The following is a 12339-nucleotide window of genomic DNA, read 5'->3' on the forward strand; positions in this document are numbered from 1 at the left end:
CCTTTTTCCACTCACTCCCTGTAATTTCCCTCATAAAAGCCATTGGCAAGCTCAGTCCCCGGCTGATACTTCAGGAAATCTTCTTTCAAATATTATATAACAAAGAGAGCCTTCCCTCAATCAAATTCTTGGCTTATCCCCATCCACTCTGTCCAAACAGAAATGATTCTTTCCAGACACAGGCTGATTAAGCTGCATGGAAAGATTTGGCCTCACATTATCCTCTGTAAATGGAATCCCAGTGCATGTACATTCAACTTATTATCTCACTCCATAAAAATTATGTATCTGCTTTTTATCCATAGTTCTTTATTGCAATTTATGATATAAAATCTTTCCGGCTTCGTTTCGGGGAATCTTCTCAATATAATGAACCTGAAACACACCGGAATTAATATTGATTTTGTCCGCAATATAATGCTTGATTTGATGATGGTTTTTATCTATAGTTACATAAATATGCATATATTCATCATTTCCAGTACATGCACATTCCGTTTCAAAAGCAGATTTTATAAGATTCTCGCATTCGTCTAACCCTACCCTGTATCCGCAAAGTTTCAAAAACCTTTTTTTCCTTCCCACAATATAAAAAAATCCATCTTCATCAACTTTTACCATATCGCCCGTATATAAAACGCCGCATCGCTCATCCCCTAGAATCAAATCTTCTCCTGACTGCGCATACCCTAGAGTAACATTTGGCCCTTTATATACCATTTCACCAATAATGCCAGGCATTGTTATCTTATTTCCTTCTTCATCTACAAGATACAACTCTCCATTAGGAATTGCCCTCCCTATACTGCCACATTTTTCCAACGCATATTCTGCCGGAAGATACGCCATTCTTGCGCTCCCCTCAGTTTGCCCGTATGTAAGAATAAATCGTCTTCCAGTATTATTTGCATATTCTGCAAATTCCTTCTGCAGCTCTCCACTTAGTTTGCCTCCACCCTGAGATAACGTTTTAAGTGATGGAAGATTCATATTAAAAAAACGAAGCTTTTTTAGGATTTCAAAACTGTACGGCACATTCGTAAAGCTGGTTGCCTGCTGTTCTTTAAAAAATTTCCAGTAGTCGGGATGCAATACATTTAGGGATGTCAATAGAACTGTTGCGCCGGAATATAAATGGCTGTTCAAAATGGACAGCCCCATCGTATAATTGATAGGTAAATCCAGCATTGCTCTTTCTGCTTCGTCCAGTTCAAAGAATGTGGAAATGTTTTTTGCCTGCGCTTCAAGATTATTGTAAGAGTGCCGTACCAGCTTTGGGCTGCCTGTAGAACCGGAGGTAGTCAGCAAAAGGGATAAATCCGGGTACAATGGATATGTTTCCATTCCCGTTGCTGCCAAACCATATTCATGTAGACAAAACAGGGCATCCTCGCCATATTCGAACATATCAAGTGGTTTCCATATGTATTCAGGATGGTACGTCTTAATCAGTGTTTCCAGCAATTCTTTATCCATGGTAGCGCTTAAAATTAAAGGGACTACCCGATTCACCATTGCACATAAGTACCCCAATGCCGCTCCTGCACAGTTTCTACTTAATATAAATATTAATGTCCGCTTCTTTATTGCCTCATAAAATTGCCCACTCTGCTTTACAATTTCACCATAAGTAACCTGTATTCCTCCGCTGTCTATAAATGCAATATTGCTCTTATTTTTTTTATCAATTTCTAAAAACATAATATTCCCTCTAATCAAAATTTATATTATATAACGTTCTGCTTTGCGTATCATATCCCCCACTGACAACCAGGACTTGCCCAGTTGTATAGCCTGATGTATCCTGAGCAAAATACAGGCATGCATCTGCTATTTCTTCGCTTCTCCCTAATCTCCCCATCCCTATTGGGGGAACATTGTCACAATACTCTTTTTTCAGAGTCACCTTAATTCTACCAGTATCGACCATCCCCGGTGCAACAGCATTTATTCTTATATTGTGTATTGCAAGTTCCTGTGCCATTGATTTTGTCAGGGATATCACAGCTCCTTTACTTGCAGAATACGCAATTTGTCCTTTGCTGCCTTCCACTCCTGTTATAGATGCAATGTTAATAACACTACCACTCTTTTGCTTAATCATAAATTTTGTTACAACATATTGCGTCAAGTCCAACAATCCAAAGACATTTACCTCAAACATGTTTCTTACGCTATCTTTCGCAATCATCCCTAACGGACTATTCGAAATAATGCCTGCATTATTAACAAGGACATCCATTCTCCCCTGCTCTTTTTTCAAACGCATCATAGCTTGCTTTATTTCCTCTGAATTAGTTATATCAAAATAAATTGGAATTATATTCCCAGATACTTTTTCATTGAAACCAAAAGCCCACTCCTCCAGACAGTCCTTTTGTCTAGCATTTGCATAAACGATACTTCCTTCTTCTGCAAACCGTTCGGCAATCTTCTGTCCTATACCACGATTTGTTCCTGTCACCAAGCATACCTTTTGTTCTAATAAACCATTTGTGAGATCCATAACACTTCTTCCCCTTATCAGCTTCTTCGGTTTTACATTGCTCAATTAAGTCAGTTTACCCCCCCCCAGAGGTAGCGAAAACCCTGTAATGAAGCGTGCTCTCTGGCTCAGCAAAAAAATAATTGCATCTGCCACATCATCTGTTTCTATCAATCCTAGATATTGGTCATGCATCATATCTTTAACACTGTCAGAATCTTCCCCGTACCTTTTTAAAAAGGCATCCCACATATCTGTCCGTGTCATCCCAGGCGCCACGGTATTAATACAAATCCCTTTATCTGCAATCTCTTTGGCCATACTTCTCACTGCTCCATCCATTGCCGCTTTTGAAGCAGAATACACTGTATTTCCCTTCATTCCACGCAAGGATGCTGTGGATGAAACACCTACAATGCGCATTCTTTCATTAAATCTGCCCCTTCTGCAAATCTGCCTTACTATTTCCACAAATCCAAAAAAATTTATCTCGAATATTTCTTTAACATTTCTTGGCTTACATTGCATAAGAGGCATATTTTTGGATATACCTGCACTGTAAACCATCCCATCAAGCTTTCCCTGCTCCTTTACGATTGCATCCACCAGCCTTTCAATCGTATCTATTCTACTCAAATCCGCAGGATAAATAGCATGCCCATCCCCTGAGAGTTCACTCACTACTTCTGCCAACCTTTCTTCCCTACGGGCAATCAAAAATAGCTTTGCTCCAAGTTCGCTTAATCTGAGTGCAGTTTTCCTCCCAATTCCAGATGATGCGCCTGTAACGATTATTTTTTTCCCCTCAAACTCCATACCTAATTTCATCCCTTCCTCAAAGTGGTATATTACCATGCTTCTTTCTGACAATATTCTTACATTTTGTTTTGCACATATCGAATGCATCTATCAGCTTCTGCCTGGTCTCCTCTGGCATAATCACTTCATCTATATATCCCCTTTTTGCTGCAAGATACGGATTCATAAAATTGTTTTTATACTGCTCTATAAATTCCATTCTAGCCGTTTCGCTGTCTTTAGCATTTTCAATTTCCTTCCGATAAATAATATCCGCAGCTCCCTCTGCCCCCATTACTGCAATTTGGGCAATTGGCCACGCATATACCATGTCTGCTCCCATATTTTTACTGTTCATTGCAATGTATGCGCCACCATACGCTTTCCGCATAATCAACGAAACTTTTGGGACTGTTGCTTCTGAATATGCATACAGCAGCTTTGCTCCCTTACGTATAATACCTCCATGCTCCTGTTTTGTTCCTGGGAAAAAACCAGGTACATCAATCAATGACAAAACCGGAATATTGAACGCATCACAGAATCGAATAAATCTTGCGCCTTTTTCAGAGCAATTTCCATCCAATGATCCACCCATAACTAATGGCTGATTTGCAACAATTCCTAGCACTTGTCCATTCAACCTGCCAAATCCTATCACAAGATTAGTGGCATAAAATGCCTGAACTTCCAAAAAGCTATATAAATCCACAATTGCATCAATTACTTTACGCACATCATATACTTTTCTTTGTTCATCTGGCACAATTTCCTGTAAAGCATGAGAGATATTGCTACTACTTCCTACTGCTGCAGGTGGTCTTTCTTCATTATTCGAGGGCAAATATGTAAGCAGCTTCTTTACCCCATTCAAACATTCCTCATCATTTTTGAATACAAAATGTGAAACGCCACTTTTCTTCATATGGATTTCTGCACTTCCAAGTTCAAAAGAGGATGCAATTTCACCAATGACTTCTTTCACTACCCCTGGTCCGGTAATAAACATACGGCTTGTACTTTCCGTCATAAAAATAAAATCACAAATTGCAGGTGAATAACAAGCTCCACCTGCGCATGGTCCCATAATTACCGCAATCTGGGGAATCACTCCGGAAGCATTTGTATTTCGCAAAAACATTCCGCTATATCCATTCAAAGAAGAAACCCCTTCTTCTATTCTCGCTCCTCCACTGTCACTTATGGCAATCAGTGGCGAACGCATTTCTAATGCCCGATCCATAATCCTGCATATTTTAAGAGAATGATATTCCCCCAAAGTGCCTCCAATTACTGTAAAATCTTCTGAATAAGCAAACACCAGTCTGCCATTTATCTTTCCATACCCTGTAATCACGCCATCCCCAGGTATCCACTTCTCATCCATATGAAAATCACTGATTCTTGACTCAATTAATCCATCAACTTCCATAAATGTATCTTTGTCAAAAAGAATACTTAGCCTTTCACGAGCTGAAAGTTTACCCTCTCTATGTTGTTTTTCCAACCGCTTTCTTCCACCGCCGTTTAACACCTCTTGTCGTTTCTTAATTAATTCTTTCTTATATTTGTCATTCCACATATCAGCATTTCAAACCTTTATACAGTAATATTATACTTCTTTAATATTTCTTTTCCCTTATCATAAGAATCAAATTCTAGTATATCTTCTGTATCAAACATAATATTAAAAACATCTTCTATCGTTGTAATCAATTTCACATGTCCTAATGAATCCCAATCTTTAACTGCCCCTCTAACAATATTTTCATTTAAATTCTTTTCTTCAATTGAAAAGACATCTACAAAAATTTCATCGTATTTTTCCAGATTACACATTTTCCTCTCCTTCGCCATAATGACCATCATCAAAATATGTTTTGGTATAAAGCATTCCTACCTTCATACTGCTCTCCAGCACAAAATTCATCACACCCCATGAAAGCCCAAGTCCATAGCCTGACGCTATAACCCGGTATTTTTCTTTCTTTTGTATATTATTTCTAAGCAAACTGTCAACAATAGCAAGCGGAATGGAAGAACTTGATGTATTTCCATAATGATTAATTGAAATAGGAACCTTATCCAAACTTATCTTACATTTCTTTGCAATATTTTTCATAATAAGACTGTTTGCCTGATGCAGGGCCAACATATCAATATCTTCCGTGCAAATGTCCCAGCTATCCATAAATTCCTTTATTGTCTTCACTACATCCGATATTGAAAAACTGAAAACATTATTACCGTCCATATAACAATAATCATTATGATTGTTTTGATGTCGGTATCCTCCTCCTACCGCCAGAAGACTCTGATATCTGGTGCCATCGGTTTTTAACAAAAAGTCTATATCTTCACATTCTTCGTTTCTTTCTATTGCAACCGCCGCTCCACAGTCGCCAAACAAAAGATTATTGGTTGTATCAGGATCTGTGGAAACGCTACTCATATCTCCCATTAACAATAATCCCTTTTTTATATCGGGATTCTGCATAATAGATCCAATGACTGACATTCCATATACAAATCCTGAACAGCCGAGTCCTATATCAAATGCCATACAATCCTGACTGAACCCCAAACGTCCCTGCAGCACACAAGCCGTAGCCGGGCGCTTGTAATCAGGTGCATGAGACGTAAAAATTAATATGCCAATATCTTCTTTATTCCAGTTTAATTTTTTTATTAAATTTTCCGCTGCATGAAAACACAAATCCGATGCGGTTTGTCTGGGAAGAACACGATAAGTAGACGTTATCCCTGTTGACTCTATGATCTTATCCACTGTTTCTTTTCCAAACACATTTTCCCGGCTTACTGTTAAAACTTTATTATCAGGCAGTGCACAAATAATTCCTCTAATACTCAAATTCCGCAATTTTCCACTAGCCATTTTTCCTCCCTATAGCATCACAACGACTATTGACACATTATGTCCAAAATATCCTTAACTGTTACCAACTTTCTAATATCCGTACTGTCAATTGTTTTTCCAAATTCTTCATCAATCAGAACAATCAAAGAAAGCATTGAAAGAGAATCCCATTCATCCATTTCACTCAAAATCATATCTTCCCTTAATGTTCCAGCATCCATTTCTAACATTTCTTCCAATAATTCCATTTTCTTTTCTTTTTCCATCTTTTTCTTTCTCCTTTAACTTGAAATACTGAAGCAATTGTTAAATTGCCAACCCCATTAGTTTTACTTTTTTCTATATAAATTTTCTCTCCGCACGTATTAAAATTTAGGTATTAACACAAACGGATAAGTAAATTTATGTCCGTTAAAATTGGGCATATACAAATGCACTTGCATCATATCCTATCCCATACATTCCTAAGATGATTATGGAAAAAATCGCGATATAATAAATTCCCCATCTGAGAACAATATTATAGTTTGCAATTTTTTCTCGTACGCTTCCTTGTTCCTGCAAAATACTGATTCTCCAAACAAATAACAGGCCAAGGAACACCACACAGAAGTCCTTATGATCTAATCCCATTTTATATAAACTTCCATCCCACAAAATCCATGGATTAAATCGTTTAAATAGCTGTTTTAAAAATATATTGAATCCTTCTAACGTATTCGCTGCTAAAAACAGATTGGCCGATAATCGCACTACAAAAGTACGAAGCATTTGAAACCGCTGATATCCCGTGCTTTCCGTATCAATATGTAACTTCATGGACACCCTTTTGTATAAATTGGACGAAAAAGAAGAAATTACAATAATCGTTCCATTATATATCCCCCAGATCACATAATTCCATCCTGTGCCATGCCAAATACCTGTCAAAATCCACACCGCCATCAATGCAATCGCAGTCCCTGCATACTTGGCTATTTTAATGCCAAACTTATTCTTTATCCCTATCAAACATTTTTTCAGCCATTGTGATGTCAACAGGGGTAAATATATATAGTCCCTAAACCATGTGCCAAGCGTAATATGCCATCTTCTCCAATATTCTGCCAGACTTTTTGAAAAAAAAGGATGATTAAAGTTTTTGTCCAACTCTACCCCAAACATCTGGGATACTCCCAATACGATATCCATACATCCGGAAAAGTCCATATACATATAGAACAACCTGAAAATCATTGCAATTAATATAGTAAGCCCCTCATAGCTTTCGATATTTCCATAGACTTCCGATGTAAACAGTACTAGCCTGTCCGCAATAACCATTTTTTTGAAGTAACCATACAGCATGAGTTGAATACCAAAGCATATTTTCTTAAAATCAAACGGATGCTTTTTCTCAAACTCTAATATCAATCGGCTATATTTAGATATAGGCCCCTCCACTATTTGTGGAAAATAAAATACACACAGTGCAAACTTAAAATAATTCTTTATATATTTCTGACCTCCCCAATATACATCCAATAAATAACCAATCGTTGAAAATGTATAATAAGAAATGCCCAATGGGAAAATCACTTTCATTGAAATTTCCCCACCCCCTGCCAATTCAACTATCCCTTCCACCAGCATTTTCGCGAATTTACAATAACATAGCAACCCTACCACTACTATGAGGGCCGGAATTAAGAATCGCTTTCTGCACTTTCGCCTAAATGGTGCCATCATCAGTGCTTTTTCTTTTCCTTTTAGTTGCTTTTCCTCTGCTAAACTATCTGCTTCTTTATAAACGCAATCTATTTTATATGAGGCATACCAAACAATAACCGATGTCGAAATAATAAATGGTAACATCTCAATTCCTGCAAAACTATAAAACATTACACTGCTGATCAGGAGAATTACCCAACGGCATTTTTCCGGATATACATAATAAATAGAAATAACTACTATTAAAAAAACAATAAATGGTAATGAATTAAATGACAAATAACCCATTCTTTACTTTTTCCTCTCAATAGTCTTTATTTTTTTGAATTCAAAAGTCTGCCAGTTACCTTGAACCGGTTTATACAAAAAAATATTTGCCCCTATGTTTGAAACGGTTCCTGCCACATCCATCATCAATTTGTTATAATGCGACATCACACAATATGCTCCATTACGATCTCTGTAAATATACCATCTTTGATTTGCCAGCCCTGTATAAGTATTTTGTACAACGTTAGTTTCATTTGTATTTCCAAAACGGTATGCTGTCAGATATTTGCCCGAATTAACGGCCCTTATTGTGTATAACCCTTCCCCAACATATTGTAATTCAAACTGCTGTGGTTCTTTGCCTGTGCTATTCCAAAGCTGTAGATTAGCATTATCAGACCAAGAACCCTCTGAAATATCTAATGCATAATCCAGATTCCCATAGGGATGGATTGTATAAATCCCGTCCTGTAAAATATGTGTATTTTCCACGTATTGATTCCATATCGTTTCTGCCTCTTTATCCATTTCCTTTTCTGTAAAAGATAAGCTTTCATCATGTGTATCAATTGACACACTGGAGATCACTTTCCCCGTATCACTATCCAATACAACAATATTAAGCCCTCTTTTATTAACCGCATAATTGATATCATCTATTTGTATCGTTGAAATATCGCCATAAACATATCCACCGCTTTCTATATAAAAATTTTTACCCATGCTATTAAAATTGTCTTCTAATTTCAAAGGTGCAGCCGCCCATCTGTCAAATAGCACCTTTCCTTTATCAATCACTGCAATATAAGAATTTTGCACATGTTCCTCATTAAATCCATTTTGCAGCCCTAAACGTTTAATATATCCCTCTATATATCCGTAAAATGAAGCACAAGCATCATCTTTTACAGCAATAATAATGCATAAATTATCTTTATTTGCCTCCAAAACCTGCATATAAGACAATGTTTGCTCTTTTGAATCAATAAGATTTTCTGTTTCAAATTCTCTATATAATTCCAAATTGTTATCCCAATATTCTCTGACTTTCGAATGCAAATTTTGACCTAATTTCCTTTGTTTCTTTAAATATTCTGCAAATCTCTTAGAATATTTGCATGCCCCCCAATAATTTAAATGTGTACCCGTATCGGGTGTATCCACATCCCAGGCAATGCCCATTTCTTCATCACCAAAAATCAAACACTCCAAATCATAATCTTCCAAAAAATTACTTATAGTTTCCAAATTATCATCCGTAAGAACCGTAGTCTGACCTATAAATGGTATAAACGTTACTTTTTTCACCTTACATAATGTAAACATTTTTTCAAAATATTGTTTATTTTTTTCACTTATTACTCGATTTTCTTGCTTTTCGTTTCCTGATAGATCATAAGTCAAAAAACTGCGCTTATTTTTTTGTAAAATATCAGAAAAATTGCGCTTTTCAAATGTTAAATATGAACCTAATAAGGCATAATCAGAATTATCATAAGAAAAATCCACCTTTTCCAATTCTTTCCATCTTGTATGAAATGACAACATTGGAATCAAAAGCTGTAACCAATTTCTTTCTTCTATCTGATTCTCTATACATGCCCTGATTTTTGTAGGGCCAAATTTCATATAAGTTAAAGCTTTCGGTACTGCTGATGCCTCGTATTTCTCACTGACTGCAATGGATGATTCCGATAAAAGTGCACTTGCATCCCAAAATATATATTGGGGGGACTGATATTTTAATGCTTCTTCCATCCAGTAATAAGTAAGCCCGATTCCTTCACCTGTACATCCCAGACAATATCCCGTAAATCCCGTTTCCGCATATATTAATGAAGGATTTATGGAATAATAACTTTTGCTGTCTCCTATTGTAATATAGTCTAAAGAATCCTTCTCCAACTGGTAAAAGGTTTGGAACCTATTTGTCTCACCCTGACTCGATGCATCAGTTCCATAAATCCACTTTGGCGTCAATAACTTTTGTAATAATATAAAAAGAAAAACAAACAAGAAAATAAAAATAATCATTTTAGCAATTTTGCCTGACTTCAATTGTATTTCCTCCAATTTTACATTTCAAAATCACTCTTACAAATTTATAATTCATACCGATGCCGATTCACAACCTGCCTTTGAAATTCCGGTGCAAGCTCGCAAAAATAGCCGCTCCACCCCCATACGCGCACAATCAGGTTGCTATGTCTTTCCGGATGTTTCATTGCGTCACACAATACCCGGTAATCCAATACATTCAATTGCAGCTGCTGATTCCCCATCTTTACAAAACACCGGAGAATATCCGCCAGTTTTCCCAACCCCTCCTGGGTACTTAATGCAGACGGAGAAAATTCAACCGTAATCGGTCCACCGTTCATGATTCTGGAATAATCAATCACGGAAAAAGATTGTAGTACACTTAACAGACCATTTATCTTCACTCCCTGGGCAGGTGCAAGGCTGGAGGGCAGCGCCTCCCCTGCTCTCCTCCCATCAATCGTAGCTCCTACTACAGGTTCGATAATCCAATCATTCGTCCGGTTTGTCAGCCAAATATAAAACTGCGCGCTTCCGGTTCCCGGCCTTATTCTGCACCGTCTGTCAGAATAATGCTCGCAAGCATCTGCAAACCAGTTAAAAATATCATATAATCCCTCATCTACCTGTTCATCCCCGTTTCCCACTTTGGGGAATTCATTTCTCAGATAGTCACGTTCAGCTTCAAAACCCTCATAATTCTTATCCACTGCCTCCTTTAGACGTAAAAGTTCTTCCTGCTTTCCCTGACGAATCATATTTCTTATTAGATAAAGCGCATCCGCCGCGTTTGCACTTCCTGCACCATGTATTCCCCGGTTCCTGTATCTGGCACATTGGGTTACATCTTTGCAGGCAGATACTGTTCCGTGGAAAAAAAGTGACACCAGTGGTGAGGGCAGAAGAAACTGGTTTCTATTTTCCAGAATATTTTTCACCTGCCAGTCAATATTCTTCCGGATGATTTTCTCCATCCGCGTCTCGTCCATGTCTGTCAGATCTGGGCTCTTTAGTACCTCACCCACCGCATACGGAAAAGATACCGCTCCCTGGTTTACAATATCCAGCCCCTTACCCGGAATAATAAATTCCCAGCATGCCGCCACCGTGTAATTGCGGGCATCTTCCAAAGAATAGCCTACTTTTACCAGTGCCGGGATTACCACTTCGTCATTAGAATACTGTGGAAAACCTAAACCGGCTTTTGTAAGTTTACAGCCCAATAAAAGCAGATCCTTAGGCGTATTGGAATCAATCCGCAAATTGATTTTGGGGTCAATCAGCCTCAATTTTTCGGAAACTTTCAAAAACAGATAGGTCAGTTCATTGATACCCTCTGTCCCATCAGGTTTTACTCCTCCCAGCATCATGCTCTGCCCGTTATCTCCCTGCTGCACACCAAAATATAGATCCGTGTCTTTATTCAGGGAAATAAAAAACTCTCCGATAAGTTCCTCCGCTTCCTGCGGTGTCACCTTCCCTTCTGCAATATCATCCCGGTAAAAGGAAATTAAATACTGGTCAATCCGTCCAAATCCCAATTGATAGTTACCTGCCAGATAGAACATAGACGAAATAAAGCGTACTGCCTGCAGCGCCTGTGCAAAGCTTTGAGCCGGCTGCATGGGCACTGTTTGCAGAAGTTCCTTAACGTATCTATTGCCAACTCTCTCTGCCTCACGACCATAACGCTCTGCCAATTCTTCAATCGCCTGAATCGTGATCAGGCAGCACATAAGGAAATCCTTTTCCTTTCTGTCAGCACTCCTCATCCGGATATTTATCTCATCCCTGATTCCTCCAAATCCTTTTTCCAGTAAAATACTGTAATCCGGACAGACATTATTGATCACGTTATAAACTTTCCCGTTTACATCAAATTCAGCTTCTATATCTTCAGGAGAATAAGCCGGTGTTACATTCCGGTTTGTCCTGGTGAATGTAATCTTTTCTCTCGGGAAAACAATCGGAGTTTCCGCCTCACACATTGCTTTGAAATGTTCCGCAGCCTTCCGTTGGAAGGACCATTCCTTTAATGGCACATAGAATATGCTATTTCCGCGATCCTGCCGAAAAACCCGGTAATATCTTTTCTGCGCAAAATCTCTGTTTCTCATCACCTTTTACACTCCCTGCACGCCGCTTTGCGGCACAAACA

The 12339-nt window shown here is 38.1% G+C and carries 11 protein-coding genes and 1 pseudogene; 2 read left to right on the forward strand and 10 right to left on the reverse strand.

The annotated features are described in order from the left end of the window. The coding region (locus tag D5281_RS25535) for a hypothetical protein (RefSeq protein WP_277935253.1) at positions 1-191 on the forward strand (191 nt) is incomplete at its 5' end. A 118-nt stretch (positions 192-309) separates the two neighbouring features. Here D5281_RS25535 and D5281_RS08625 read toward each other — a convergent pair. From D5281_RS08625 to D5281_RS08645, 5 genes are read right to left on the reverse strand one after another with little or no spacing between them, the layout of a single operon-like run. Beyond that, entirely contained in the window at positions 310-1701 is a 1392-nt protein-coding gene (locus D5281_RS08625) for an AMP-binding protein (protein WP_160559761.1), read from the reverse strand. 10 nt (positions 1702-1711) lie between these two features. Continuing rightward, entirely contained in the window at positions 1712-2506 is a 795-nt protein-coding gene (locus D5281_RS08630) for an SDR family NAD(P)-dependent oxidoreductase (RefSeq protein ID WP_160559762.1), read from the reverse strand. 45 nt (positions 2507-2551) lie between these two features. Beyond that, complete coding sequence (locus D5281_RS08635) at positions 2552-3313, reverse strand: SDR family NAD(P)-dependent oxidoreductase (protein ID WP_277935254.1); 762 nt, start codon at positions 3311-3313, stop codon at positions 2552-2554. 7 nt (positions 3314-3320) lie between these two features. Next, entirely contained in the window at positions 3321-4865 is a 1545-nt protein-coding gene (locus D5281_RS08640; protein WP_160559763.1) for an acyl-CoA carboxylase subunit beta, read from the reverse strand. A 17-nt stretch (positions 4866-4882) separates the two neighbouring features. Continuing rightward, positions 4883-5122 (reverse strand): acyl carrier protein, encoded by a 240-nt coding sequence (locus tag D5281_RS08645; protein WP_160559764.1) that lies wholly within the window; start codon positions 5120-5122, stop codon positions 4883-4885. Here D5281_RS08645 and D5281_RS27160 point away from each other — a divergent pair. Then, positions 5114-5254 carry a hypothetical protein gene (locus tag D5281_RS27160; protein WP_408637263.1) on the forward strand — a complete coding sequence of 47 codons (141 nt, stop codon included), beginning with the start codon at positions 5114-5116 and terminating at the stop codon, positions 5252-5254. The two genes, D5281_RS08645 and D5281_RS27160, sit on opposite strands and share 9 nt — an antisense overlap. Here D5281_RS27160 and D5281_RS08650 read toward each other — a convergent pair. The 5 genes and pseudogenes from D5281_RS08650 to D5281_RS08670 all read right to left on the reverse strand — a co-directional run. Next, positions 5223-6179 (reverse strand): annotated as a pseudogene (locus D5281_RS08650) (3-oxoacyl-ACP synthase III family protein); the annotation flags it as partial. The gene D5281_RS27160 and the pseudogene D5281_RS08650 sit on opposite strands and share 32 nt — an antisense overlap. A gap of 26 nt (positions 6180-6205) precedes the next feature. Continuing rightward, complete coding sequence (locus D5281_RS08655) at positions 6206-6427, reverse strand: phosphopantetheine-binding protein (RefSeq protein WP_160559766.1); 222 nt, start codon at positions 6425-6427, stop codon at positions 6206-6208. A gap of 145 nt (positions 6428-6572) precedes the next feature. Then, positions 6573-8159 carry an MBOAT family O-acyltransferase gene (locus D5281_RS08660; protein WP_160559767.1) on the reverse strand — a complete coding sequence of 529 codons (1587 nt, stop codon included), beginning with the start codon at positions 8157-8159 and terminating at the stop codon, positions 6573-6575. Between the two features lie 3 nt (positions 8160-8162). Continuing rightward, positions 8163-10199 (reverse strand): RICIN domain-containing protein, encoded by a 2037-nt coding sequence (locus tag D5281_RS08665; RefSeq protein ID WP_160559768.1) that lies wholly within the window; start codon positions 10197-10199, stop codon positions 8163-8165. A 44-nt stretch (positions 10200-10243) separates the two neighbouring features. Further along, on the reverse strand, positions 10244-12298 hold the full coding sequence (locus D5281_RS08670; RefSeq protein ID WP_277935256.1) for a pyruvate formate lyase family protein: 2055 nt from the start codon (positions 12296-12298) through the stop codon (positions 10244-10246). Positions 12299-12339 lie beyond the last annotated feature (41 nt).

Origin of the sequence: Parablautia muri, assembly GCF_009917485.1 — a bacterium.
GTDB classification, from domain to species: domain Bacteria; phylum Bacillota; class Clostridia; order Lachnospirales; family Lachnospiraceae; genus Suilimivivens; species Suilimivivens muri.

Excerpts from the sequence above, each read along its gene's own strand:
- D5281_RS08625 (WP_160559761.1), bottom strand. The coding sequence starts at position 1,701 with ATGTTTTTAGAAATTGATAAAAAAAATAAGAGCAATATTGCATTTATA.
- D5281_RS08630 (WP_160559762.1), bottom strand. The coding sequence starts at position 2,506 with ATGGATCTCACAAATGGTTTATTAGAACAAAAGGTATGCTTGGTGACA.
- D5281_RS08635 (WP_277935254.1), bottom strand. The coding sequence starts at position 3,313 with ATGAAATTAGGTATGGAGTTTGAGGGGAAAAAAATAATCGTTACAGGC.
- D5281_RS08640 (WP_160559763.1), bottom strand. The coding sequence starts at position 4,865 with ATGTGGAATGACAAATATAAGAAAGAATTAATTAAGAAACGACAAGAG.
- D5281_RS08645 (WP_160559764.1), bottom strand. The coding sequence starts at position 5,122 with ATGTGTAATCTGGAAAAATACGATGAAATTTTTGTAGATGTCTTTTCA.
- D5281_RS08655 (WP_160559766.1), bottom strand. The coding sequence starts at position 6,427 with ATGGAAAAAGAAAAGAAAATGGAATTATTGGAAGAAATGTTAGAAATG.
- D5281_RS08660 (WP_160559767.1), bottom strand. The coding sequence starts at position 8,159 with ATGGGTTATTTGTCATTTAATTCATTACCATTTATTGTTTTTTTAATA.
- D5281_RS08670 (WP_277935256.1), bottom strand. The coding sequence starts at position 12,298 with ATGAGAAACAGAGATTTTGCGCAGAAAAGATATTACCGGGTTTTTCGG.